This is a genomic window from Pseudomonas sp. P1_C12 (genome assembly GCF_056406435.1).
In genome coordinates, this window is sequence record NZ_JBFUAE010000031.1 from 11,801 (window position 1) to 36,518 (window position 24,718).

Consider the following 24,718-nt stretch of genomic DNA (forward strand, 5'->3'; position numbering starts at 1 on the left):
CGCCGCCCTTGTTGTGTTTCTCTCAGGGCGATGTCACGTTTGCCGCAACCACTTCTAAGATAGACAAGCACTTGCAGGGCGACAAGGAGCGTTATACGACAAGCCATCGCAACAAGAAACGCGACATGGCATGTCGCCTAATTAGTAATTAGACCTCAGGAGAGATCCCCGATGCCCAGAGAATTCGAGCTCATTACGTCCGTGCCAGTCCCCTCGAGGTCCGGCATCACCCACCTTTACAAGTCGATGAACCTAGCGGACGCTTTTGCGATTCGGCTCCCTGCGGGCACATCCAACAATCCAGATTTGCTAGCTCGATTCATCTTTTCCCACCAGCCATCCTGGATCGGATGGCTCACGAAAGTCCGAGACACTATCGTTGCCTGTTTCGGTCTCAAGACAGCCAAACACTTGGCATCACTTGCTAATCGGATTGGAATCTTCAAGGTCTACAGCACGAACCAGACTGAAATCGTGTTGGGAGAGGACGACAAGCACCTCGACTTCCGGATATCGGTTCTATGTTCTGGAGAGGCAGAGCCAGAAGGCAGTCACCAACTCGTTTTTTCAACCGTGGTCCAGTGCCACAACCGTCTAGGCCGGGCCTACATCTTCGTCATTGCCCCATTTCACCGCTTGGTTGTTAAGGCCAGCCTCCTCCGTGCAGCGCAAGTCGGTTGGCCTCTGGCTACCTGCCCCTAAGGCTGAAAACGCTGTGTGCCCCTGAGGTCAACCCTTCCATCGAAAGGCTTGTTCCGGCGAGCCCGGCCCAGCCGCTCATGTCAAACGTCAGGCCTCCAGGATTCATTCGCTCCATCTGCCGTTCATCACTAAAGGAATGGAAAATATGTCCAGGTCTGCGTTCAGTGCCAAGGTCTTCGCCATCTATTTGTTCGTCGTGGGTGCCGTGTTAGTCGTCGCGCCGAACTTCTTGCTGGCGATCTTTCGGATTCCACCAACCTCCGAGGTCTGGATTCACGTGGTTGGCGTTATCGCGTTCAATATCGGCATCTACGCATGGGTCGCAGCCAAGCACAAAAACAAGCCATTTTTGGAAGCGTCGGTGTACACGCGCTTCGCCGTCTTCGTGGCCTTCACTACCTTCGCTGTCGTTGGCCTCGCCAGTCCAATGATCGTTCTCTTCGGAGTAGTGGATCTTTTTGGAGGCATATGGACCTACTTCGCACTGAAAGCCGATGCTCAGTCGATCAGGCCTATCCTGGCGGGTCAGCACTGAGGCCTCAAGGAAAAAGAGGACTGATTTATTTTCTTACTTCGAATGTCAGCTTCGGGTCGACTACTGCCCTTCGTGACAGGCAGAAATCGGCCAGAAGCAGCCAGTTGCGATCGACTGCAAACGGTCAGCAACTCGCTGCTTGGCCATGGCAGAGTTCAACTACGCGTTGACGATCTCCAACCCAGCAAGTTAGAAACCTCAAATAAAACCAGCACCCAAAGCGACAAAGAGAGCAAAAAATACACAACGCTCGCCCCGATTATCAACAACTTACTTTCCCACATCGCCCTAAACACATGATATGAGAAGTGCAACTCACTATTTGGCAGCGCTTGAAACATAGGCAGTAACAGGAATACCAGTATGACCCCAACAGTCAAAACTCTTGATAAATAACTTTTTCTCTCAACAGTCTGAAAAGCACGCATATGAAGACGAGTCAATGACATCACAATGGCAGCAATCCAAGACAAAATAACCGCCATAGAAAAACTAACCATTACTACCAATCTATAACTTGACCCTTCACTAAGACTCCCAACATCCTTGTATCCAACCAAGATCATCTGCTGGACCAGCAACCACCCTCCTCCCTCAGCTCTATCGGGCACAACGGCGCTGACCATAACCAGTAAAAGCATAAGCAATACAACCACCAGTTTTGCCTGCCCTATACTGAAAACAGGAAAAAAGATACTTGCCCTGCTGCGCCCATAGCCGTCATCGGACATAACCTAACCTCAGTTGATACCTGTGTGTTGTGATCGAGATATCAGGTGCTAATGCGAGCGTAGACAAGAAAATTCCGGCAAGTTAAAAACGCTTAGATCAAAATGCTATCACGCATGTCGGGACGAAGAACTGTCGCTGGCAAAATTGTAGGGTTCATGAGTTGCACCATTGGGTGTATCGAGTGTTCGCATCGCAAATAAGCGAGCAAGCTTGCTAGAGAGACTCTACGAATGACCGCTTCGGGTCGACTGATGCCCTTCGCGGCAGGCAGAAATCGGCCGATTCTGTTGAAAAAGTCGGTCCGCCCAAACTGCCTGCTCATTGACTGGTGAAAACGCCTTTTTTGCACGCGGCTACGTGAAATCCGAGTCCGGAAGCCTCTGCCAAAAGTAAAGATTTCAATCTCGGACGCGTACTTTTCCGATGCGCAAACCATGGCCGACTTTTTCAACAGAATCGGCCAAAAGCAGACGGTGGACACAGTGATGGCAAATAGGTAGCGTCACCAATGCTGCTGGTGCCGAGGAAGTCTTCTCGGTCCATTCGCTTCGCTCACCCGGGACTGCGTGCCGCGGGCCCTTAACCAAACGTTAGGTGCCAAATTGAGTAAATCCCCCAATGGTATTCACTCCGTTGAAAAAATCCTTGAAGGAGAAATTCGTTTTGGCCCGGAATATTTCCGTCTTCGCATTGATGGTCGAAATCTTCCAAATAAAATATTTGGCCACCCTATGGCATGGTCAAACGACTCAAGGTTTTTAGCTGTTCAAGAGTGGCTTACCACCGATTATCAAAAAGGTCCAATCACGCGAGCTGTACTAATAGATGTAACGTCGTGGTCAATCGCAGAATTTAAGACTGTTGAGAAGGGCTTTGCCGAATCTTTCGTGATTACAGAGTCTTCATTTGTTTATCTGAAGAGGTTTCCAAGTAAAGGAAATGCAATTGAAGCGAAAATTGAGTTTCAGGCTATAAATAACTGGGTCAGCATTTGCACCTAACAATCGCTTCCAATCGTTCGCTCCGCTCACAGGGACCGCGTTACCCCAAGTTTGGGCTTGTGCCTTATGCCATTGAGGAACGACCTTCATTGGGAAACGGTCGATCAGCCCTCGAACAAATGACGCGGATTTGATCTAAACCTCGCTGTCCCAGCGTGAGAACGACTGCTAGCGCCAAACAGTCAGGTTTTTAACGTCTGCATTGGGTCGGATAGCGACGGTCTAGCATCGACCGTCACTATGGATGATCAGACCTCCGTTTGTTCTGCCATTTCCAGGGCATCATCGACCTCGATTCCCAGGTATCTGACAGTGCTTTCAAGCTTCGTATGACCAAGCAGGAGTTGGACAGCTCTCAGGTGCTTCGTCCTGCGATAGATCAACGATGCCTTGGTTCTCCGTAGCGTGTGGGTACCGTACATGGTTGGATCAAGGCCAATGGCTGTCACCCACGCTTTGACTATTCGAGCGTATTGCCTGGTGGAAAGGTGTCTGAGGCGTGCAACCGGCTCGGGAACAAGAAGTCCTCGCTGCGGAGACGCGCCCGATGTATCCAAGCCTCCAGAACCGTTCGGGTTTGCTCAGTGATTTCAAATTGCACTGGGTGCTGAGTTTTCTGCTGCATCACGATGGCCCGTGACGACACATGCTCCCCATGGGCGATGTCTCGAACTCGCAACCTGGTTAAGTCACAGGCACGCAGCTTGCTATCAATGGCCAAGTTGAAGAGCGCCAAATCACGCGTCTTCTCAGCAAGCTGAAGCCTTACGCGGATAGCCCAGATATCTCTGACTCGAAGCGGAGCTTTCTGCCCGACAAGCTTTCCCTTGTTCCAAGGCTGATGGCTGTATCTAGCAATCGTGTTCATGGCTCGTCCTCCACGTTGAGGGGAGGACAAGGGTGGATCAGTCACGATGGCTGGTGGTCGCTATCCGACCCAATGCGGACGCTGACCAGCATTTGGTTAAGGGGCGGACTTTAGCCCGTCCCAGTGAGCGAAGCGAACGGTTTGAACCAGTTGTTATGCATGTTTTACTAGCCGTTTCTTTAAATGATACAGGTTAGTCCCGATTGGTCGATTCTCAAGAACACCATAAATTTCATACCCATGCTGCTCATAGAACTGTTTAGCATCAACGGTTTTTAAGAATGCAACTACTGCCCCATTGTTGGCGCCAATCGTTTCTGCTTTCTCCAATAGCATAGAACCTACTTTTCTACCGCGATGAGATTCCTTAACCCAAAACGTATCAATCTCTAAGCCATCCCAGTAACAATTACAGCTTATTGCACCGATGTAGTCGCCTACTTCATCGTGTGCAACCACCATAAATATTTTATCTTCCGATTCTGGCGGTAGATTTGGATATTGAATTCGAAGATATTCTGAAAACCTATTATTCAGATCTCCTTGATCATTTTCTGTTGGAGAATCCAATATATCAATCTTGATTTCCACTTTATTGCTCCTATCATTCAACATTGAGGTGCCGTACGGCTTTTGGCATAACAATTAATTTTGCGACATGCGATGTCGCATGCGTAACCCCTTGAGCAATCAAAAAATCGAGTCTGTAAACGCGACATTAAGAAGGGGGAAAGCGGCATATTTTTTTGCACATTACTGACGTATTAGCTGCGTGTCCATGGTCTGCTTTTGGCCGCTTTCTGTCTGTCACCACCGTCGGCTTTGGGTTCAGAGTGTGTAAAAACTCTTCGCCAAAATTGAAGTGTGCCTGTCTACGTTAAATCTGAAATTTATCGGCACGTCAGCAGATGTGGATTTCGCGTAGAAGCGCGATTTCCAGTCCGGTTTCGAGTATCTGTCGCGCTCAAAAACGTTTTTACACAGCCTCGGCCGATTTCTGCCTGTCACGAAGGGCAGTAGTCGACCGATTCTGTTGAAAAAGTAGCTCCCCTGTCTGGCCTGCGGCAAAATCTCTACATTGGCCAGCAGGGAAGCACGCAGAATGATGGGACAGTTATCGAGTGGGCAGGAGCGCTTGTTTTACTCGTTCAACCTTGAAGATCACATCCCCGCCAATCACCTTCTGCGCAGCATTGATCAATGTCTCGATCTGAGCGACCTGCGCCATTACCTCGCCGATTTCTACAGCCCGATTGGGCGTCCGTCGATTGATCCAGAACTGATGATTCGTATGCTGATCGTGGGCTATTGCTACGGCATTCGCTCAGAGCGCCGGCAGCGCGGCGTGCCAGGAGATGAACCGGTCAACTGGAGCGATGCCGCGCCGTGCGTGAGTATCTTGAGGCGCTCGATGAAGAGGCTCTGGCCGAAACGCTACCGAAGCGCCTATCGCTGACTGATCCTCAAGCCCGCTGGACCGCAGCTCCAGGTGGCCCAGCGTTCTACGCTTACTCCACGAATTATCTGATCGATACCGAGCACGGCGTGATCATGGATGTGGAACCCACACCGGCTCATCGAACCGCAGAAGTCGAGAGCACCAAGACGATGATCGATCGGGTCGAAGCGCAGTTCGACATCAAGCCGGAACGCCTTATTGGCGACACCGCTTACGGAACCGCGCCGATGCTGGCCTGGATGGTGGAGGAAAAAGACATCGAACCGCACGTGCCGGTATGGGACAAAACCGAGCGCAAGAACGACAGTTTTTCGAGCAATGATTTCCACTGGAATGAAGAGGCTGAGGAATACCGCTGTCCGGCCGACAACGCTTTGCGCAGTGAATGGCGAGCCTTCAAGAACGAGCGTTCGCACGTCACCAAAGCCAACACCATCATCTTCCGATCCCGGCAGACCGACTGCGTTGCCTGTCCTATGAAAGCCAAGTGCTGTCCGAATACTGCGTTCCGCAAGATCGCTCGCAGCGTCCATGAAGCCGCGCGCGACGTGGCTCGGCGAATCGCAGCGACACCTGCGTACGTGCGCTCTCGTCACGAACGTAAAAAGGTCGAAATGTTGTTTGCCCACCTCAAGCGCATCCTGAAATTGGATCGCCTGAGACTACGAGGCATGAGTGGCGCGACTGATGAATTCACGCTGGCCGCTGCGGTGCAGAACCTACGACGGCTGGCTAAATTTACCTCTCAAGGGCCACCTGCCACGGGATAGGTGCGCCTGCACGAAGCAAAAAACCTCAAACTAACCCAATAACCGAGCAGCAAAGGTCAACGAAGGGCCGAGAAACCACTCAATGTGGTGAGTAGGTTCTCCGATGGTGGTCGTGCCTGAGTTCGGGCCAGCTGAAAATCCGACTGTTTTCAACAGAATCGACCCATAGCTGCCCGTCAGACATCTTCCTTGTCTAGGGAGACGGGGGGCAGTTAACTTCTTGGTGGTCTAACTTTAAGGCTTGGAGGTGTCTACAAAACCAAGCAGATAAACGTCATGGAAGCGATAGCTCTCCAAGCCACGTGCAACTTTTCCCTACATTACTGTCCGGCCTCGAACCAAAAATCCAGATCGCCCCATTCTTCCTTTGCGTCAGGAAGAGCGCAGCCGGCCGGCCTTCATGGCATTCGGGCAATGGTACGGACATAACTGTCACATCACCATTTTTTGCGTCGAGCCGAAAAACCAGAATCTGCGCTTCGATAGAACACACGACCAAGAGGTCGTCATTTTCAAGAGCCATCTGCCCTTGATCGCAGGATCTCCAGGTTTTATTCCTCTCCTGCGATATTGACTGCGAAAGCTCCTTGCGCCAGGAGATAGAACCGTCGAAGGAGAGCTTTGTGATTTCCAGAGGCTTCGCGCTCTGAGTATCGTCCCAACTCGATAGTACATAAAACGCAGTTCGTGACTTCACCATCGCAACCGTTCCTGAACCACTTCCAGAATGGCTGTTGATGTTTGCTCTAACAGTTTGCCAGCCAATCACGTGTCCCGTGCGGTCAACACTTAGGACATTCACATCGTCCCAGTATTTTTTGTTGTTGTCCTCGCGCCTACCTGCAATGGTGGCCGCTACGATTTGGTCACCTGCTGCTGAAACAGCCACCCCTTTTCCGAGTCCTAACCTTCGTTGCCACAAGAGCCTGCCCTGAGTCGATACGGCCGCCAGCCAATTTTCAGCACCGTCACGACCCGCGACGACCAATTCGCCTGAGTCGAGCGAGGTCACGCTATTGATGAAGCGAAATCGGATCGAGCTAAAAGAGTATTCCGCAACGATTCGCCCCTGTGGATCGAGCTTTCCGAGATAGGCATCTGCCATCGTTCCGCCGGGGACGTACATTCGCCTGTTTGTTAGACCGGCAAGCCAAAGAGTCTCAGCGGGTCCCTGCACAATTTGCAAGGCCTGCCCTTGAGTTGCTAGCTCAATGATAGATCCAGGACCTGCTCCGCTGGGCCGCAAGAGAATCGATTGCGATACCCCTTTATTTCCTAACGCCACTATTGAACCGCTGGCGTCGAGCGAGATTCCTCGAATAGCGAGAGCGTCTTGCGTGTCTCTCCCTCCAGGAATAGTTTCTGACCAGAATATTCTCAGCGCTGCACTTCCGGCAGCGGCTTGTTCGAGAGGAGTCCCCACCAGTAGAAACGCTGTGAAGGCTATTAGCTTCGCCATGAAATGAAAGGACTCCTGCAAGGCTTGGGTCAAAAGTCGCAAGGAATATTCGACACCTCACGTGAGGTGATAACACCTTCACAGAACGGAAGCCCATTTGGCTCAATCATTTCCGTCAGCAAACCAAGCATAGCTACTCTTTTCCATCGCTCCGTCCACCGCCTGCTTTTGGCCGTTCTCTGCCGATCATGGTTACAAAGCGTGCTGGTCAAATCCGATGCAATCGGTGGTCAGAACGAATGCAAATGACTGGTCAGGTCGAATGCAAGCGGGTGATCAAGTAGAGTGCAATTTTGCAACTGAATATCGGATTAGTGTTGTGGGGACTTGTAAGGGGTGATGATGGGGCTCAACAAACCAGTGCAGGACCTGAAGCGCGATCTGCAGGGTGTCGCCTCTGATCTGAAGTGGTCGGCCGTGGAGTTAGTTCGGATTGCCGAGCGGCTAAGCCACGCAGGTAATGGACCAGACGCTGAGGCGCTTCGAAGGATGATCACAATCTTCCAGCAAGGTGAGAATCGGTTAGATGGCTGGATTAAAGAAATCGGTGCAGGTCAGGTAGTCCGGCCGGCGAAGGCAGACCACTGCCAATGATCGCGGAAGGGATTGGCAGGAGGTTGTCATGGCACTTAACAAACCCAATCAAGAGTTACGCCGCGACTTGAAAGCCGCTGCATATTCCCTCGAAGAAGCTGCCCTGGAAATGTTCAGGCTTGCAAAACAGCGCGGGGATACAGAGCTTCTGGAGGCAATGGAGACGATCGAAAAGCTGCATGAGCAAGCTGATCGGCTGACTGCTTACACAGATGAGGTGAAGGCGGGAAGGATTGTCCGGAAGGCTGAATAGCCATGCGTCTGGCGGGCGTATTCGCGCTAGATCTGAAATACAAGCAATGCCCTGTAAACGGTTACTCAATGAAGAAGAAGCTGACGGACAGTAAAGCAGCAGTGACTGCTGCTGAAATTGAGCGTTCTATCCAAGCCCTGAACAAAATGGCTGAACGCCTATGGGGGGATGACCGGGAAGCCGAGGCGAAAGCTCTCCTCGATGCCTTGGACGCATTAAACCGGGCGCTTGATCGAATCAGGATTGGAGAGAGTCGCAGGGTTCTCCATTGAACGGCACAAACTAGCTGGCGGGTTATGAAGGCGAGAAGAAGTGTGCGGGGGAAGGCGGAGTAGGCGCGTGGTATGACGACGAGATGTTGTAGCGGCTTGGCGGTCGTACCGATGTAACTCAAATGCCCGGTCCAGAGCCGGGTCTTCTCGTATCTGCCCCTGTCATGCCTTCGTCACACCTACCAAGCACAATGCAGTCAGCCAAAGGGATTTGGCCCATCTACAGAGAGCCCGGCTAATGTGCCGGGCTTTTTCGTTTCTGCGACATGCTTTTCACCAATCGCTCACATGGCGGAGCGCAGATTAACCCTGCTCCTTTGAAGAATTCCCATTTGGCCCGCCCGCATGCGGGCCATTTTTTTGGTCGCTGCCACGATTTCTACAAGAACTGGAGAAGCGACCATGTCAGATGACTGCGAAATTGCACTCCACTTGACCACCCGCTTGCATTCGACCTGACCAGTCATTTGCATTCGTTCTGACCACCGATTGCATCGGATTTGACCAGCACGCTTTGTAACCATGATCGGCAGAGAACGGCCAGAAGCGGACGGTGGCCAGACACACAGCACTGTAGTGGCGTTGTGCTCATACCGCGAAGATAAGGCAAATATTCTTAAGGAGAAGGTCATGTCAGATAAAGATCCTCTCGATCGGCAAGGACGAGAAATCCCTGGACCAATGGATAATGTCCCAGGACGAGATCCAGGAGATCCACCTGGTTGGGCGCTCGAACTGGATGTTTGCCGGATCGCTACGCAGCGGCAAACGGGCGGCGGCGATCATGAGTTTGATCCAGTCTGCTGTCGCATAAGTGGCAGCCGGCATAATCATGCAAGGTGGGTGCGCCGTTCACCGTTCGCCTACGATTGGTCTGGTGCTTACATTCTGTTTTGATGACGATAGAACCCGAGCGCAGGCCGGCCCTTAGCAACTAAGACAAATTTCGTCGCCGGGAGCTCCCATCAAACTCTTCATGCGAATAAACCGGGGAAGAATATGATCAACATTCGTGAAGCGACTAAAGCCGACCTCAATGTTCTACGTGAAGTCGGCTGTGAGACCTACCGAGAGCATTTTTCGGCCATCTGGTCTCTCGCCGGCATACAGGGCTTCCTCAATCAAGACTTCTCACCCTGCACGCTCAGAAAATCACTCGAATCATCCGCTCGCCATTTGTGGCTTATAGTCTCAGACGAAAGCGGTAGGGTCGTAGGTTTTTCCAAAGTTAACTGGTCAACGCCTGCGCCTCTAACTGGCACAGTGGGCGCGGAGCTTCAAAAGATTTACTTCCTCAAATCTGAAGCAGGACGAGGGTATGGGAAACAGCTTCTGCATTTCATTTGCAACCGAGCGATAGAGCGCGGAGAACGCTTGCTCTGGCTTGACGTACTCAAGACCAATTCAAGCGCCCGGCGCTTCTATGAGGGATTCGGTTTCCAAAAGGTCGGTGAAATCCCTTTCAAAACTGACCTGGCTGAAATTGGGATGGCTGTAATGGTATGTGAGCTTTCCCGATAAGCGCGTTCGATTGTTTCTCTATCAGGTTGGTTGTCAGGTGAAAGTCAGATGACTTTACCGGGCGCTTACCAAGCAAAAGTGGTCCCTTTCCCTGTTGCATCACCTCAGAAACAACAAAGCCCAGCACTAGACTGGGTTTCAGGATGAGCGTGGATCGCTTATCAAGTATTCACTCAAAGGATGAACACGATGAGCCGCCCCAACCATATTTGCCTGATGGCGACCTATAACGAGTGGATGAACGCAAAGATTTATGATGCATCCAGAAGCTTGCCAGATGAAGAGCTCTCAGTGGATAGGAAAGCATTCTTTGGTTCTATTCTCGGGACGTTGAACCACTTGGTGGCCGGGGACACTATCTGGCTAAAGCGATTCGCCAGGCACCCAGCTAACCACTTGGCTCTGGAGCCGATTCGGCAGCTTCCCGCTCCTGAAAGCCTCGACCAGTTACTGTTCTCAAATATCCGGGAGCTTTCGGCACATAGAGTGTCGCTCGATCAGATAATTGTCGCATGGGCTCGCTCCATTACAGATTCGGATTTAGATCACACCCTCAATTACACAAACATGAAGGGAGTACCCGCTGACAGGAGCTTTTATGGTTTGGTCATGCATTTCTTCAACCATCAGACGCATCACCGCGGACAAGTTACTACCTTGCTTTCACAAGCGGGTGTCGACATAGGTGATACGGATTTAGTCGTCCTCATTCCATCCGAGCCCTGCACAAAGTAGAAAAGCCCAGCGCCAGACCGGGTTTTGTCACATCTGATCGAGCCGACGAAACAGCGTGGCCATCCAGGCTGGTTGTCGATCCCGAGTAGCGGCAAACGGTCCAAAGCTGCCTATCGCATCCATGTTCAGGCCATTTTGCACGTCAGCCAGGCCCCCAGAAAAGTCTACTGAAGAAACGGGTATTCGAACTAATTTCGACGTTAAACGTTTTACGATCTAGACGCTCAGAAGATTAGACAATCTCAGACGTTTTCACACAGCCTGGCCCCATGGCGGACAGTTTGTATTCCGATTCCTGGCCGAGAGCGGGATCACGTATAGCTGCAATAGAATATCGTGACTATCCTTTTCGGTTATAGAGCAAACAGGCCCCATTCAAGAAGTGTTGCAATCCTCACAGCGGGTCCTGATAGCAAGTTCTGCTCGCTTTGACAAAAAGCAGGATAAATGAGGTGAGGATTGACAGGCGAATGCAATCAGGTGCGCAACTGGAATGCAGTTTCGCACCTGAAAACTATTGGAGGTTGATTGACACTCCAAAGAGGCCTGACGAAATGCCGGATTAATGCAACAACGAGCGGCGCCTCGCATAGGCGAAGTAGATCACCAGGCCAATTGCCAACCACGCCCCAAATACCAGCCAGGTCGTCTGCTTGAGGAAGGTCATCAAGGTTACGCAGAACGCGATGGCGAGCAACGGAACAACGGGCACGCCCGGGCATCTGAATGCGCGAGGGAGATCGGGTCGGGTCTTGCGCAATACGATCACTGCCACCGAGATCAAACTGAATGCGGCCAACGTACCGATATTGATCAGCTCGGCGAGGACGTTCAGCGGAATCAGAGCCGAGATCAGCCCGAAGACTATTCCGACCATCCAGGTGGCGAAAAATGGTGTGCCGAATCGTGGATGAACCCTGGAAAGGCGCTGGGGAAGCAGTCCGTCGCGCGACATCGCGTAGATGATCCTGGTTTGACCGTACGCCATAACCAGAATGACAGTCGTCATGCCAATGATTGCGCCTAAATCAACGAACCCGGCAACCCAGCTTTCACCGGCATGTTGCAACGCCAATGAGACCGGATGATCAACGCCAAGGAATTGGGCATAGGGCACGATACCGGTCATGATCATTGAAACGGCAACGTACAACACCGCACAAACGGCCAAGGAACCGATAATGCCGATGGGGAGGTCACGCGCCGGGTTTTTCACTTCTTCGGCGGCAGAGGAAACCGCATCGAAACCAATAAAAGCAAAAAAAACCAGGGCCGAAGCACTCAAAATGCCTTGGCCACCGAAGGGCGCGAAAGGTTGCCAGTTAGCCGGTTGAACATGTCGCACACCAACGGCGATGAAGAGCAGCACCACGGCGATCTTGATGATCACCATCACGTTGTTTACGCGCGCAGATTCCTTGATGCCCATGGAAAGCATCCAGGTAATTGCCAGCATAATCACCAGCGCGGGTAGGTTGAACCAGGTTTCCACACCGGGCAAAGAGCCTGGAGCCGCCGTAAGCACAACCGGAAGATTCAGCCCAAATCCGCTCAGCAGGGACTGGAAGTAACCCGACCACCCAACAGACACAGCCGAACTGGCCAGTCCGTATTCGAGCATCAGATCCCAGCCGATCATCCAGGCCACCAACTCTCCCAGCGTCGCGTAGCTGTAGGTGTAAATCGAGCCTGCTACCGGTACAGATGAGGCGAACTCAGCATAACAGAGCGCTGCAAATGCACAGGCCAACGCCGCTAACAGGAATGAAACCATGAGGGCCGGTCCCGCAGTCAATGCGCCGGTTCCGGTCAATACAAAGATGCCTGTCCCCACGATTGCACCGATACCAATCAGGACCAGATCCATCGGCCCCAGCACTTTTTTCAACCCGGCAGGAGCTCGGGCAGCAGCAATCATTGCGTCCAGGTCTTTTGTTCTGAAAATGCTCAATATTGCCTCCGTTGTTACTTGTTTTTATTGTCAGAGCCAGTGGCTTGGGTGTCGGAAATGACAAGAAATTGTATTTCAGCGCCTTGAAAATTAGCTTTCGAAACGGATCTGTATTTGATTATTTTTCAGACGTTAATTATCCAAAATGTGTTCTTTAGGTAATTTTCTTTCTAATATTTGTCGTTTCTAGAAATGGATGCTTGATCAAGGACCTGCGGGATGGGGCCAATCGCCCTACCGCGTACTCATTGTTAAAGGGAGAGAAAACATGGCGGAAATGGATAAGGTTGATCGTTCAATTCTGGAAATTCTGCAAATGAATGGTCGCCTGACGAACGCCGAGATCGCCGCTCGTGTCTACCTGTCAGCGCCAGCCTGCTGGAAGCGCCTGAAGCGCCTGGAAGAGGAGGTGATTGTCGGGTATCACGCGCACTTGAACCCAAAGACCATGGGGCTGGGACTTTTTGCTTTCATCAGCGTCACCCTCGATAGTCACTCCGAGGACGCCATGGAGCATTTCGAAGCGGGCGTTCTGGCGCTGCCCAACATTATTGCCTGTCACAAAGTGTCGGGGAAATACGACTACCTCTTGCAGGTAGTCGTCAAAGACATGGAGGCATTCCATGAACTCGCCATGCATCGCATACGTACGCTCGGCAATATCAAGGAAATGTACACCGGGTTTTCGCTCAAGGAGATCAAGCACTGCAATACCTTGCCACTGTAAGTGCCTGGGCTTGCCCCTTGTTCAGGACGAGTCACACAATCAATGCCGGGGTTGGCGGGATCTTTGTATCCTCGAACTTGGCGCCGTCGATGTGGGCTGGCATTCTATCTAACGACAAAGCAACGACAGGGACCGTCATCAATGCAATCCAGTTTCAGCAAAGGCGTCATGTTTGCACTCTGCGCCGCGGCACTGAACGCGACGATCGGTGTGCTTAGCAAAGTACTCATGAGTAATGGCTTCACTGCCAGCAGTGTGGCCGTCATCAAGACCCTGCTGGGTTGCATGCTACTTTCGATCCTATTGCTTTTCCTCAAGCGCCCGGCGTCTACAGCCAAATGGACTCAGGCGGCAATCTGCGCCTTCCTTGGCATCTTCGTGCTGTTTCACTTCGAAACGTCTGCCTATCGGCATTACGCTGCGGCAGGTGTAGTGGTGGTGCTGATGGCCAGTGCCTCGATTTCCTCGATCATCCTGGGGCGCATTTTCCTCAAGGATGCCATCACCGCGAACGCGACCGTGGGCGCCGCACTGGCCATCGCCGGGATCGCGGTGATCTTTGGCGCCGACCTGCAACAGGGCTTTACCCTGCAAGGCGCTGCGCTTGCCTCCATGGCCGGCTGCGGTTATGGGGCCTTTTCGGTTGCCATGAAGCAGATGGGCGTGTCCGGGGGGCCGCACCTCACCCGGCAATTGCTGTTTTTTGGCAGCCTGTACCTGCTGATGCCGGCTGCGGCCGATGGTTTTGTGATCGGCGAGCTGTCGCCATTGGCGATCGCCGCACTGCTGGCGCTGGCCGCGCTGCCGACCATCCTCGGCTTCTTTTGCACCACCAAGGCCATCGAATATCTCAAGCCATCCCAAGTGCAGGCGCTGGAACTGACCGAGCCGCTGTTCGCCGCGCTGCTGGCGTTTGTGGTGCTCCATGAAGTACCGCGCGAAAGCCTGTTCGCGGGGGCGGCACTGATCATCGTCGGGCTGTGTTTCTCCAATGAGCTGATCCGCTTGGGCAGTAAAGCCCCGGCCCCGACGACTGAGTGAGCGATTGACGGGGCCTTTGCTGGCATATTGACTTCAACGCTCCCCGTCACTACCTTGCCGCCCCACTTTAATGGCAGGGCTCGATATCCCTCGTGCTATCTCAGGATGAGAGCACCGTCGAACGGTGTGACCATGGAAGGAAATGACCATGCTGGTAATGGATGATCCGGTACAACCCGGTAAGACGGAGCGCTTCGAGGACTGGCTGGGGGAACCTGAAAACACTGACGTGTAGACTGGGTTACTCGAATTTCCTGTTGGGCGTAAAGCCTGGTCCTGGTACGCCCAACCAGCAGGTATTGATTCAAAGCAACTACCCGGTTACCTGGCGCAATCGGAAAACGAGTTGATTCAATGGGCATCAGAAATGACTGTGTGTGCCGATACGATGGCTGATATCTTTCCCGCGCACCAAATCGCGTCCAATCGACGCTGATCCATCAAGGAAGATAAAAACAATGAAAATATTATTCATCGCTTCGCTAGGAATTTTATCGCTAATTCAAACATCACTATCCTTCGCGGATAATGTTAATGGAAAAAATCTCTATTTACAGCGATGCACCATGTGCCACGGAATAGATCTCAAAGCAACAGGACCATTGGCTAACAAAAGCAATCCTCCTACACCTGATCTAACAACATCCGTTTTCAAAAAACGATTAAATGATTATCCGGGCGTGATTGTATCATCGATAATACTTCGTCCAAATGGAGACTTGATTCCAAAAACTTTGCGAGAGAATGGTGTAAAGCTATCGCCGTACTCATGGAGGATTGAAGATCTGCGCGATTTAAATCAATACATGAGTGGTGTGATTTCAAAAAATCGATAATTTTTGAGTTGAGCGGCAGACACAGAAATCCAAGAGCCATTTCAGGTTTGAGGGCTTGTGGGGCAATGCCGGTGAGCCCGTCGACCTCTCGCAGCAATCGGCTGCGGTCGTGACAGGCAAATAACGGCCAAGAGCAGCCATCCAGCCCATCAAAAATCGGACGATTGATGCATTTGCTGATTCACCATGGGGTGACAGAAATGGGCTACCTTGTTGACCCCGTTACTCATAGCTCAGGGAGAGCGCCATGTCTGTAGAAGTCCAGCTTTCGGAAAACGCGACTGAAGAAGAGCGGTTAGGAATTTTGACCCCTTTGCTGGCCCACAATCTGGCCAACGGTGGGGACGATGCCCATGAAACATTTGCCCTGTTGCTACGAGACCCTGACAGCAATGAAGTTATTGGCGGGCTGTACGGCAAGGTCTCATATCGATGGCTGCTCATCGATCTTGTCAGCGTTCCCGAGTCGATGCGTGGCCACGGTATCGGAGAGCGGCTAATGCGCATGGCCGAAGAGGTCGCACATAAAAAGAATTGCACTGGTATCTGGCTGGAGACCTTCAGCTTTCAGGCACCCGGCTTTTATCAAAAACTTGGCTATTCCGAATTCGGACGCCTGGCAGACTATCCACCGGGACATACCCGGCTCTATTACCAGAAGTCATTGCGCTGACAGCGATTTGGATTTTGGCCCGATAGCTGCGTCGTAGCAGGCAGAAAACGGCCAATAGCGGACTGCTTGTTCCTAAAGATTGACTGCGCAACGCAATTGTCTGCCAGGCACCTCCCCGTCTTGAGCTTCCACACAGCTTGCAAAAACCATGCGTATGGGGATAGATCGACTTTAAACATCAACTCATCCCTTTTCTCATCGCCAGGGTCAATTCATGCCGCTGAGGTTTCATAAAATGCACGCCAATGGCGATGACTTCGTTATCGTGGACTCGCGTAACTCGTCCAATCCCATGACAGACAGCATGGCTCGGCGAATGGGTGACCGAAACCGGGGAGTCGGGTTCAATCAACTTGCGGTGGTGCTCGATGACGATGATGCAGATGCGCGCTTGATGTTTTGGAATGCAGGTGGCTCCACACTGGACGTTTGTGGCAGCGCGACGCGGGGTGCCGCGGATTTGTTGATGCGCCAATCAAATACCAAGTCGATAACACTGCGAACCAACCGTGGCCTGCTCACTTGCGAACGGACCTCAACCGGCGCAATTTCCGTCGACATGGGGGTACCACTTTTCGACTGGTCGGATATTCCTCTGGCTGTGGAAATGGATACTGTAGGTTTGCCACTTGCGGGTAGCCCAACAGCTTGCAGCATGGGAAATCCGCACTGCACCTATTTTGTGGATGATCTTACAGCTGTGGACATAGCGACAATCGGACCGATCATAGAAACCAACTCCCTTTTCCCCCTCAGGACGAACGTGCATTTCGTCCAGATCATTGACCGAAAGCACATTCGTTTGCGCATTTGGGAGCGCTGGGGAGCGATTCCGCTTGGTTCAGGTTCCTGCTCTTGTGGCGCTGCTGTAAACGGAATTCGTCGCGGCTTGTTAGACAATTGCGTTGAGGTTGAATGTGATGGCGGAACTGTAACGGTTCAATGGGATGGCGTGGGATCTGTCGTCCTGACCGGTCCGGTAGAGACGACTTTTTCGGGAATGATTTCGGGCGCCCTGTTACAAGCTTTGTAGTGGCTAAATCGTGATAAGCAGGTAAGTCGATCACTCCCAAGCGAGATGGGTGGTGTCCGGACCAGACTCGCACATCCCGCAGCCCTGCCATACTGTTGAGCATGACCAGTGCAACTTTCCGCTTCTTTGATGAACTCAACGATTTCCTGCCGGCCGAACGGCGGCGGCAATCCTTCACCTGCGAGTGCGCGCAAGGGGCGACGGTCAAGCACATGATCGAGGCGCTCGGAGTACCGCACACCGAGGTCGAGCTGGTGCTGCTCAACGGCGAGTCGGCGGGCTTCGAGCGGGTGATCCTCGACAGTGACCGGCTGGCGGTGTATCCCAAGTTCGAAGCACTGGACATCAGCCCGCTGCTCAAGGTTCGTGCGCAACCTTTACGGGTGCTGCGCTTCGTCGCTGATGTGCACCTTGGCGGGCTGGCCAGCCTGCTGCGCATGAGTGGCTTCGACACTCTCTACGACAATGGTTTCGAGGATGGCGAGATCGCCGAGATCGCTGCGCAGCAAGGACGCATCGTGCTAACCCGTGACCGCGAACTGCTCAAGCGGCGGATCATCAGCCACGGCTGTTACGTGCATGCCCTGAAACCGTCGCTGCAGCTGCGCGAATTGTACGAGCGCCTCGACCTGGCGCGTAGCGCGCGGCCATTCAGCCTGTGCCTTCATTGCAACCTGCCGCTGCACGAGATCAGCCCGGAACTGGCTCGGCCGCTGGTACCGCCACGCATTGGCGCCCTCTATTCGCACTTCCTGCGCTGCGGCGCCTGCCAACGGGTTTACTGGGAAGGTTCACACTGGCGCGGCATGTGTGCATTGCTGGCACCGCTGCTGAACCGATAACCGCGCGCATCGGGCCGGCTGCGTTGCCAGGGATAACCGGCTTTTGCACCAGGTCGATAACGGCCAGAAGTGGGCACTCGGAAACTCAACCGTGCACCAGGTAGGCCCCTGACGGAACCCGATATCGCAGCTTCTTGCATTTGCCGGGTGGGGGCTGATGCCCCGGCGGGCGATCAGGGAACCAGATCCGGCATTTACCCGGAGGCGGCAAATGGCCGCGGGGAATCTCAACCTCTTCGTACGCGGGCGCCGGCGGGACGGAAGCCACTTGCCCTTCTCCTTCGGGTCGAGGTCTGCCAGCCATCGGTGAATCCGATGTCCAATCTGCCTTTGCGCGAGCGAAGTTGCCAGCGTCGCGCCCATTGTCCGCAGTGGATTGTTCAGCAACGGCCATGTCTGCTTCGCGGTGCCTTTGGGTTTCCGCTTCCAGCCCCTTCTGTACTGCAACCAGGTCCTCTTTGGCAGTGGGTGGGGTATTCGAAGACTGGGCCTGCTGCGCCGCCTGGATCAATTGGAAGTTGCGGTTGCGTAACTCGACGTTGCGACCAACCCGCATATTCGAGCGCGCCGCCAAGGTTTCCGCCTGCTGGTACTGCCCCTGCTGAAGACGCAACACACCGAGGTAATGCAACGTCGCGGGATTGTTCGGCTGGATATGCAGGGCACGCTCCAGCGTGGCAGCGGCCTGGTCCAACTGGCCATTTTCATACTGCCGCGAGGCGGTTTCGATCAGGGTGGTCGATGCGCTGTTACTTTGCGCGGGCGCTCTTCGCTCGGCAGCAACCGAACAAAGCGACGCGACGGCGCAGAACGCCAGGATGAGACCCGGTAGAAAACTCTTGGTTGGCATCGGGGGGCGGACTCGACTGATCTCGGACGGCACTGCCATAAAACAGGCCTCAGCGCTGCTCGGTATCTCCGATACAGGGCCCCAATTGACCTGGCCAGTACCCTGAAGTTCCCGCTGAAACCGCGAAGCAACGTGCGGCCAGCAGGAAAAGCATCATGCCGTCAGGATAAAGTCCGCCTGATCGATTCCTGCACTGTTAACTCCGACAAGGCGAATAGTGTCCACTCCGATCCCGATCACCGTGTCCGCCCCGTCAGCCGCAATGCTCACGTTGGCAGCGAACGTCTCGCTGCTGATCCCCAGCCCCGCGATATTGAGCAAGTCCTGCCCTCCGACCGGATCGATATCGAAGCCCTGGATCGAGTCGTTGCCGAAACCTGCCGCAGCAAACACGAAGGTATCGTTGCCGAGGCCGCCGTCGAGTGTGTCGTTGCCCAGCCCGCCGAAGAACAAATCGTCACCTGCACCGCCGATCAGAATGTCGTTGGCCTGGCCGCCCAGCATCGTGTGGTTTGCCGCCGCTGCATCGTAGGCCAGCTCGCTGCCGCTGCCCTCGTCGTTCGCCTGCAAACCCGCCGCCGCGTATTGGCCATTGAGCGCGACCTGCGACACATGTGTGCCGTCGCTCACGCTCAGCATCCCGCCGGTGCCTGTGTCATTCGCGGCATAGGTGATCTGCGTATTGGCGCCGAACGCAATATCGCCAAAGTCCAGCTTGTCACCCGCGGCAAAACCGCTGACGCTGCCACTGAACGCCGCCGACTCATCGAGTTTGAGCATGCCTGCCGCGCCGTTGTCAAACGTCACATGCTGATCGGAGGCTGCACCGAATTCCAGCATCGCCGAACCGCTGATAGTCGCGCTTCCCGCGCCACTGGCATCTGCGTGGACGGTGATGTTGCCATCGTTCGCCCACAGGCTGCCGCTGTTGACGAGCGCACTTTCAATCACCAATCCGCCGCTGCCGCTGGCTTGCAGCACACCCGTGTTGGCGACGACGCTGCTACCGGTATCGATCACCAGCGCATTGACGCCGCTGGCAAGGATCAGGCCCGAGTTGACCAGCGTCATCTGCCCCGCTCCCAACTGGCCGGCACCCGAGATGGTGTTGTCGGCATTGGTGAGCACCGTGTCCGCGCTGCCACCAAAGATCACGTTCTGCGCGCTGTCGGACAGCACCACTTGCCCGCCACCGGTCAACGTCGCGCCACGGAACAGAATCTCGAGATCGGTCCCGCTGCCGGTGGAGCCGAGCGCTATGGTGCCGCTGTTGTCGATGCGGCCACCGAACGGCATGATCGCGCCGTCGGCAATGGTGATGGTGCCCGTATTGGTCGTGACCGGGTCCACATCGAACAGCAGGTTGGCCCCGCTCAACGCCGCCGCATCCACACCTTTGACCGTGATCGTCTGGTCGGCGCTGATGCTGAGCACGGCATTGCCGTTCGCATCGTTGGCGACACTCACATCGGCAAAATCGTTGACGCCCGTGAAGCCGATCAAGTCAATTTTGTCCGCCGCCGCATCGAAGCTGTAAATGACGTTGTTGCCGATCGGCTGAGCGAAGACGAAGGTGTCGGCACCGGACGAGCCGGTCAGGTTGTCGTCAGCGGACAAGGCGAAGATCGGCGCGCCCGGGGCATAGACTTCGACGTTGTTGAACACATAGGCGCTTGCTGGGCTGCCGTCGCTGTTGCTCCAGTGCATGTTGACATCGAGCACCAACGCACCGGCGAAGTCGCTTGGAGTTGTCACAGTCAATGCGGCGGGATCGCTGGTTTGCACGGTCCAGGTGCCGTCGCCGTTGTCGGTACCTGCGTTGAATGTCCATCCCGAGGGAACACCGCTGATGGCCACCGTTATCGGGCCGCTAATATCGGCCAACGGGATGTTGAGGGCTAGATTGATAGGTTCGCCGGCAACGCCTGCCGGAAGGTTTGCACTGCTCCCGGCAGCACCAGGATTACCCGCCAGGTCGGTGTAGCTGTTCGCGGCAACGTCGACTTTCACGCTACCGGTCAGCGTTCTAGTCAGCGTCGCCGTGTAGGTATCGCCGTCTACCTGCGTGAAGTTACTCCAGGTTCCGCGGGGCGTTGTACCCGTTGTACTCACCGTGACGTCCGAAAGGTTGAAGCCGCTCACAACCTCACTGAACTGGAATGTGACCGTCGACGTTCCAACCGGACTCGCTAAGGTTGTCCCCGTTATTGTCACCGTCGGCGCCACAGTATCAACTGGTGTCTCAACGACGTTCTGCACGTTTACCGTAATGGTCTGCGTGTCGGTTCCGCCATTGCCGTCGGCCACCTGAACGTCCACAACATAGGCGTTGTCGCCGTCGGTACCACCGACATCTTGGGGATTCTCGTAATCCGGCGCCGAATTGAACGTCAGCACCCCACTCGAACTGATCGAGAACTTGCTGAAGTCCGTCCCGGCCGTATTCAGGATCGTGTAGCTCAGCGTCTGCGCTGGTAGATCTGCATCGGTCGCCAGCACTGTCGTGACCGCCGTGGTGTTCTCCGCCACGTTGATCGAAGCCGTCGTACCACCACCGTTGGAGGTGATCACCGGGGAGTTGTCGTTGACTCCCGTCACGGTTACCGCGATTGCCTGGTCGTCAAACAGCGTGCCGTCCGACGCCCGCACAATCACGTCATAGACGTTGTTCGTCCCCGAATCAGTCGGCGCTTCAAAGTTGGGTGCAGAGATAAAGCTCAGCACGCCTGTGCCTGAAGCAATCGAGAACTTCGCGGCATCCGCTCCGCCGACGATGTTGTAGCTCAGCGTTTGCGCCGGAAGATCAACGTCGGTTGCCACCACCGTCGTTACCGCCGTGGTGTTCTCCGCCACGTTGATCGAAGCCGTCGTACCACCACCGTTGGAGGTGATCACCGGGGAGTTGTCGTTGACTCCCGTCACGGTTACCGCGATTGCCTGGTCGTCAAACAGCGTGCCGTCCGACGCCCGCACAATCACGTCATAAACGTTGTTCGTTCCCGAATCAGTCGGTGCTTCAAAGTTGGGTGCAGAGATAAAGCTCAGCACGCCTGTACCTGAAACGATCGAGAACTTCGCGACATCCGCTCCGCCGACGATGCTGTAGCTCAGCGTTTGTGCCGGCAGATCAACATCGGTCGCCGCCACTGTCGAGACCGCCGTGGTGTTCTCCGCCACGTTGATCGAAGCCGTCGCACCGCCACCATTGGAAGTGATCGTCGGTGAGTCGTTGCTGCCGGCGATATGCACGGTGACCGAAGTGAGGGTGCCGTCGGCGCTGCTCACCGCGAAGGTGTCGGTGTAGGTGGTACCGGCGGCGAACTCGTTGTGGGCGGAACTGGCGACGTAGGTCCAGGCACCACCGGTGCCGATGGAGAACTGGCCGTAGCTGCCGGCGGTGTTGGTTTGCGCGACGAAGGTTGCGGCGCTGTCGACGTCGCTGATGGTCAGGGTGCCGGCGGTGGAAATGTCGACGGCGGCATTGGTCTCGGTGAGGTTGGCGATGCCGGCGGACAGCACGGCGGCATCATTGGTGCCGAGGATATGCACGGTGACCGAAGTGAGGGTGCCGTCGGCACTGCTCACCGCGAAGGTGTCGGTGTAGGTGGTACCGGCGGCGAACTCGTTGTGGGCGGAGTTGGCGACGTAGGTCCAGGCACCACCGGTGCCGATGGAGAACTGGCCGTAGCTGCCGGCGGTGTTGGTTTGCGCGACGAAGGTTGCGGCGCTGTCGACGTCGCTGATGGTCAGGGTGCCAGCGGTGGTCAGCGCAGCATTGGTCTCGGTGAGGTTGGCGATGTCGGCGGACAGCACGGCCGCATCGTTGGTGCCGAGGATATGCACGGTGACTGAAGTGAGGGTGCCGTCGGCGCTGCTCACCGCGAAGGTGTCGGTGTAGGTGGTACCGACGGCGAACTCGTTGTGGGCGGAACTGGCGACGTAGGTCCAGGCACCGCCGGTACCGATGGAGAACTGGCCGTAGCTGCCGGCGGTGTTGGTTTGGGCGACGAAGGTTGTGGCGCTGTCGACGTCGCTGATGGTCAGGGTGCTAGCGGTGGTCAGCGCAGCATTGGTCTCGGTGAGGTTGGCGATGTCGGCGGACAGCACGGCGGCATCGTTGGTGCCGAGGATATGCACGGTGACCGAAGTGAGGGTGCCGTCGGCACTGCTCACCGCGAAGGTGTCGGTGTAGGTGGTGCCGGCCGCGAACTCGTTGTGGGCGGAACTGGCGACGTAGGTCCAGGCACCGCCGGTGCCGATGGAGAACTGGCCGTGGCTGCCGACGGTGTTGGTTTGCGCGGCGAAGGTTGCGGCGTTGTCGACGTCGCTGATGGTCAGGGTGCCGCTGGTGGTCAGCGGAGCATTGGTTTCGCTCAGCGTAACGCTGGCCGAGGACAGCACGGCGGCGTCGTTGCTGCCGGTGACGGTGATCGTCACCAGTTGGGTGTCGACACCGCCGAGGCCATCGCTGACCTGCACCGTGAACACGTCCTCATGACTCTCGCCCGCCTTCAGCGACTGCACCGCACTGGCGACCCCGTCGGTGCCATTGGCCAGCGTGTAGGTCCACTGGCCGGTGGTGTCCACGGCGATCGAGCCGTAGGTGCCTGTTGATGCGCCATTGATGGTCCAGGTTGCCGTGGCATCGTGATCGATGTCGGCCGAACTGAACTGGCCATTCACGCTGAGCGTGGTGTCTTCCTGCACCGCGCCGGCCGCATTGCCCGTCGCGAAGCTGAGCACGGGCGCGTCATTGCTGCCGGTGACGGTGATGGTCACCAGCTGGGTGTCGACGCCGCCCAGGCCGTCGCTGACCCGCACCGTAAACACGTCATCATGGCTCTCGCCCGCCTTCAGCGACTGCACCGCACTGGCAACGCCGTCGGTGCCATTGGCCAGGGTGTAGGTCCACTGGCCGCTGCTGTCCACGGCGATCGAACCGTAGGTGCCGGTTGCCGCGCCATTGATGCTCCAGGTCGCCGTGGCATCGTGATCGATGTCGGCCGAGCTGAACTGGCCGCTGACGCTGAGCGTGGTGTCTTCCTGCACGGTGCCAACATCGTTGCCGGTCGCGAAGCTGAGCACGGGCGCGTCGTTGCTGCCGGTGATGGTGACGGTCACCAGCTGGGTGTCGACGCCACCCAAGCCGTCGCTGACTTGCACCGTGAACACGTCATCATGGCTCTCGCCCGCCTTCAGCGCCTGCACCGCACTGGCAACCCCATCGGTGCCGTTGGCCAGGGTGTACGTCCACTGGCCGCTGCTGTCCACGGCGATCGCGCCGTAGGTGCCGGTATTTGACCCGGCAATGCTCCAGGTCGCCGTGGCGTCGTGATCGATGTCGGCCGAGCTGAACTGGCCATTCACGCTGAGCGTGGTGTCTTCCTGCACCGCGCCGGCAGCATTGCCCGTCGCGAAGCTGAGCACGGGCGCGTCGTTGCTGCCGGTGACGGTGATCGTCACCAGCTGGGTGTCGACGCCACCCAGGCCGTCACTGACTTGCACCGTGAACACGTCCTCATGGCTCTCGCCCGCCTTCAGCGCCTGCACCGCACTGGCGACCCCGTCGGTGCCGTTGGCCAGGGTGTAGGTCCACTGGCCGCTGCTGTCCACGGCGATCGAACCGTAGGTGCCGGTGGACGCGCCATTGATGGTCCAGGTCGCCGTGGCATCGTGATCGATGTCGGCCGAACTGAACTGGCCATTGACGCTGAGTTTGGTGTCTTCCTGCACCGCGCCCGCCTCATTGCCTGTCACGAAACTGAGCACCGGCGCGTCGTTGCTGCCGGTGACGGTGACGGTCACCAGCTGGGTGTCGACGCCACCCAAGCCGTCGCTGACTTGCACCGTGAACACGTCATCAT

At 55.3% G+C, this 24,718-nt stretch carries 21 protein-coding genes and 2 pseudogenes; 16 read left to right on the forward strand and 7 right to left on the reverse strand.

What is annotated here, in order from left to right; all coding sequences use genetic code 11:
- Positions 1–171: 171 nt before the first annotated feature.
- The gene (locus AC1D19_RS29575) at positions 172–702 is read left to right on the forward strand and encodes a DUF2867 domain-containing protein (protein WP_477765475.1); all 531 of its coding nucleotides are present in this window, start codon (positions 172–174) and stop codon (positions 700–702) included.
- Positions 703–847: 145 nt separating this feature from the next.
- Positions 848–1,237, forward strand: a complete 390-nt coding sequence (locus tag AC1D19_RS29580) for a hypothetical protein (protein ID WP_477765476.1) — start codon at positions 848–850, stop codon at positions 1,235–1,237.
- Between the two features lie 155 nt (positions 1,238–1,392).
- Here AC1D19_RS29580 and AC1D19_RS29585 read toward each other — a convergent pair whose 3' ends face one another.
- Entirely contained in the window at positions 1,393–1,968 is a 576-nt protein-coding gene (locus tag AC1D19_RS29585) for a hypothetical protein (RefSeq protein WP_477765477.1), read from the reverse strand.
- 603 nt (positions 1,969–2,571) lie between these two features.
- Between AC1D19_RS29585 and AC1D19_RS29590 the strand changes: the two genes are divergently transcribed.
- A complete protein-coding gene (locus tag AC1D19_RS29590) occupies positions 2,572–2,970 on the forward strand; it encodes a hypothetical protein (RefSeq protein WP_477765478.1) in 399 nt (132 codons plus the stop codon).
- Between the two features lie 248 nt (positions 2,971–3,218).
- Here AC1D19_RS29590 and AC1D19_RS29595 read toward each other — a convergent pair.
- Together AC1D19_RS29595 and AC1D19_RS29600 are read right to left on the reverse strand one after the other, a co-directional pair.
- Positions 3,219–3,838 (reverse strand): annotated as a pseudogene (locus AC1D19_RS29595) (tyrosine-type recombinase/integrase).
- 153 nt (positions 3,839–3,991) lie between these two features.
- A complete protein-coding gene (locus tag AC1D19_RS29600) occupies positions 3,992–4,429 on the reverse strand; it encodes a GNAT family N-acetyltransferase (RefSeq protein ID WP_477765479.1) in 438 nt (145 codons plus the stop codon).
- A 511-nt stretch (positions 4,430–4,940) separates the two neighbouring features.
- Between AC1D19_RS29600 and AC1D19_RS29605 the strand changes: the two are divergent.
- Positions 4,941–6,067 (forward strand): annotated as a pseudogene (locus AC1D19_RS29605) (transposase).
- Between the two features lie 274 nt (positions 6,068–6,341).
- On the opposite strand, the gene AC1D19_RS29610 reads toward AC1D19_RS29605, so the two are convergent.
- Positions 6,342–7,526 (reverse strand): hypothetical protein, encoded by a 1,185-nt coding sequence (locus tag AC1D19_RS29610; RefSeq protein ID WP_477765480.1) that lies wholly within the window; start codon positions 7,524–7,526, stop codon positions 6,342–6,344.
- Positions 7,527–7,868: 342 nt separating this feature from the next.
- On the opposite strand from AC1D19_RS29610, the gene AC1D19_RS29615 reads away from it, so the two are divergent.
- The 6 genes from AC1D19_RS29615 (at position 7,869) to AC1D19_RS29640 (ending at position 10,901) form a co-directional block, all read left to right on the forward strand.
- Positions 7,869–8,120 (forward strand): hypothetical protein, encoded by a 252-nt coding sequence (locus AC1D19_RS29615; RefSeq protein ID WP_043302427.1) that lies wholly within the window; start codon positions 7,869–7,871, stop codon positions 8,118–8,120.
- Between the two features lie 28 nt (positions 8,121–8,148).
- The gene (locus AC1D19_RS29620; RefSeq protein ID WP_008019294.1) at positions 8,149–8,373 is read left to right on the forward strand and encodes a hypothetical protein; all 225 of its coding nucleotides are present in this window, start codon (positions 8,149–8,151) and stop codon (positions 8,371–8,373) included.
- Positions 8,374–8,441: 68 nt separating this feature from the next.
- Positions 8,442–8,645, forward strand: a complete 204-nt coding sequence (locus AC1D19_RS29625; RefSeq protein ID WP_477765488.1) for a hypothetical protein — start codon at positions 8,442–8,444, stop codon at positions 8,643–8,645.
- A gap of 688 nt (positions 8,646–9,333) precedes the next feature.
- Positions 9,334–9,459, forward strand: coding sequence for a hypothetical protein (locus AC1D19_RS29630; protein ID WP_477754924.1), 126 nt, complete (start codon positions 9,334–9,336; stop codon positions 9,457–9,459).
- 185 nt (positions 9,460–9,644) lie between these two features.
- Positions 9,645–10,166 carry an N-acetyltransferase family protein gene (locus AC1D19_RS29635; RefSeq protein WP_477765481.1) on the forward strand — a complete coding sequence of 174 codons (522 nt, stop codon included), beginning with the start codon at positions 9,645–9,647 and terminating at the stop codon, positions 10,164–10,166.
- Positions 10,167–10,355: 189 nt separating this feature from the next.
- On the forward strand, positions 10,356–10,901 hold the full coding sequence (locus AC1D19_RS29640; protein WP_477765482.1) for a DinB family protein: 546 nt from the start codon (positions 10,356–10,358) through the stop codon (positions 10,899–10,901).
- A 562-nt stretch (positions 10,902–11,463) separates the two neighbouring features.
- On the opposite strand, the gene AC1D19_RS29645 is transcribed toward AC1D19_RS29640, so the two are convergent.
- A complete protein-coding gene (locus AC1D19_RS29645; protein WP_477756490.1) occupies positions 11,464–12,852 on the reverse strand; it encodes an amino acid permease in 1,389 nt (462 codons plus the stop codon).
- Positions 12,853–13,120: 268 nt separating this feature from the next.
- Between AC1D19_RS29645 and AC1D19_RS29650 the strand changes: the two genes are divergently transcribed.
- The 6 genes from AC1D19_RS29650 to AC1D19_RS29675 all read left to right on the forward strand — a co-directional run bounded on the left by AC1D19_RS29650 (position 13,121) and on the right by AC1D19_RS29675 (position 18,004).
- Positions 13,121–13,579 carry an Lrp/AsnC family transcriptional regulator gene (locus AC1D19_RS29650; RefSeq protein WP_477756489.1) on the forward strand — a complete coding sequence of 153 codons (459 nt, stop codon included), beginning with the start codon at positions 13,121–13,123 and terminating at the stop codon, positions 13,577–13,579.
- A 141-nt stretch (positions 13,580–13,720) separates the two neighbouring features.
- A complete protein-coding gene (locus AC1D19_RS29655; protein ID WP_477765483.1) occupies positions 13,721–14,620 on the forward strand; it encodes a DMT family transporter in 900 nt (299 codons plus the stop codon).
- Positions 14,621–15,078: 458 nt separating this feature from the next.
- Positions 15,079–15,456: a c-type cytochrome gene (locus tag AC1D19_RS29660; RefSeq protein ID WP_477755574.1), complete on the forward strand. Its 378-nt coding sequence runs from the start codon at positions 15,079–15,081 to the stop codon at positions 15,454–15,456.
- 247 nt (positions 15,457–15,703) lie between these two features.
- Positions 15,704–16,129: a GNAT family N-acetyltransferase gene (locus AC1D19_RS29665; protein ID WP_477765484.1), complete on the forward strand. Its 426-nt coding sequence runs from the start codon at positions 15,704–15,706 to the stop codon at positions 16,127–16,129.
- A 214-nt stretch (positions 16,130–16,343) separates the two neighbouring features.
- Positions 16,344–17,162: a diaminopimelate epimerase gene (gene dapF / locus AC1D19_RS29670; RefSeq protein WP_477765485.1), complete on the forward strand. Its 819-nt coding sequence runs from the start codon at positions 16,344–16,346 to the stop codon at positions 17,160–17,162.
- Positions 17,163–17,263: 101 nt separating this feature from the next.
- Complete coding sequence (locus tag AC1D19_RS29675) at positions 17,264–18,004, forward strand: Mut7-C RNAse domain-containing protein (RefSeq protein ID WP_477755576.1); 741 nt, start codon at positions 17,264–17,266, stop codon at positions 18,002–18,004.
- Positions 18,005–18,089: 85 nt separating this feature from the next.
- Here AC1D19_RS29675 and AC1D19_RS29680 read toward each other — a convergent pair whose 3' ends face one another.
- Both AC1D19_RS29680 and AC1D19_RS29685 read right to left on the reverse strand, forming a co-directional pair.
- Positions 18,090–18,854: a tetratricopeptide repeat protein gene (locus AC1D19_RS29680; protein WP_477755577.1), complete on the reverse strand. Its 765-nt coding sequence runs from the start codon at positions 18,852–18,854 to the stop codon at positions 18,090–18,092.
- Positions 18,855–19,007: 153 nt separating this feature from the next.
- Positions 19,008–24,701, reverse strand: a complete 5,694-nt coding sequence (locus AC1D19_RS29685; protein ID WP_477765486.1) for a beta strand repeat-containing protein — start codon at positions 24,699–24,701, stop codon at positions 19,008–19,010.
- Positions 24,702–24,718: the final 17 nt, after the last annotated feature.

Excerpts from the sequence above, each read along its gene's own strand:
- AC1D19_RS29610 (WP_477765480.1), bottom strand. The coding sequence starts at position 7,526 with ATGGCGAAGCTAATAGCCTTCACAGCGTTTCTACTGGTGGGGACTCCT.
- AC1D19_RS29635 (WP_477765481.1), top strand. The coding sequence starts at position 9,645 with ATGATCAACATTCGTGAAGCGACTAAAGCCGACCTCAATGTTCTACGT.
- AC1D19_RS29585 (WP_477765477.1), bottom strand. The coding sequence starts at position 1,968 with ATGTCCGATGACGGCTATGGGCGCAGCAGGGCAAGTATCTTTTTTCCT.
- AC1D19_RS29620 (WP_008019294.1), top strand. The coding sequence starts at position 8,149 with ATGGCACTTAACAAACCCAATCAAGAGTTACGCCGCGACTTGAAAGCC.
- AC1D19_RS29630 (WP_477754924.1), top strand. The coding sequence starts at position 9,334 with ATGTCCCAGGACGAGATCCAGGAGATCCACCTGGTTGGGCGCTCGAAC.
- AC1D19_RS29650 (WP_477756489.1), top strand. The coding sequence starts at position 13,121 with ATGGCGGAAATGGATAAGGTTGATCGTTCAATTCTGGAAATTCTGCAA.
- AC1D19_RS29640 (WP_477765482.1), top strand. The coding sequence starts at position 10,356 with ATGAGCCGCCCCAACCATATTTGCCTGATGGCGACCTATAACGAGTGG.
- AC1D19_RS29680 (WP_477755577.1), bottom strand. The coding sequence starts at position 18,854 with ATGCCAACCAAGAGTTTTCTACCGGGTCTCATCCTGGCGTTCTGCGCC.
- AC1D19_RS29625 (WP_477765488.1), top strand. The coding sequence starts at position 8,442 with ATGAAGAAGAAGCTGACGGACAGTAAAGCAGCAGTGACTGCTGCTGAA.
- dapF (WP_477765485.1), top strand. The coding sequence starts at position 16,344 with ATGCCGCTGAGGTTTCATAAAATGCACGCCAATGGCGATGACTTCGTT.
- AC1D19_RS29675 (WP_477755576.1), top strand. The coding sequence starts at position 17,264 with ATGACCAGTGCAACTTTCCGCTTCTTTGATGAACTCAACGATTTCCTG.
- AC1D19_RS29660 (WP_477755574.1), top strand. The coding sequence starts at position 15,079 with ATGAAAATATTATTCATCGCTTCGCTAGGAATTTTATCGCTAATTCAA.
- AC1D19_RS29655 (WP_477765483.1), top strand. The coding sequence starts at position 13,721 with ATGCAATCCAGTTTCAGCAAAGGCGTCATGTTTGCACTCTGCGCCGCG.
- AC1D19_RS29575 (WP_477765475.1), top strand. The coding sequence starts at position 172 with ATGCCCAGAGAATTCGAGCTCATTACGTCCGTGCCAGTCCCCTCGAGG.
- AC1D19_RS29665 (WP_477765484.1), top strand. The coding sequence starts at position 15,704 with ATGTCTGTAGAAGTCCAGCTTTCGGAAAACGCGACTGAAGAAGAGCGG.
- AC1D19_RS29580 (WP_477765476.1), top strand. The coding sequence starts at position 848 with ATGTCCAGGTCTGCGTTCAGTGCCAAGGTCTTCGCCATCTATTTGTTC.
- AC1D19_RS29615 (WP_043302427.1), top strand. The coding sequence starts at position 7,869 with ATGGGGCTCAACAAACCAGTGCAGGACCTGAAGCGCGATCTGCAGGGT.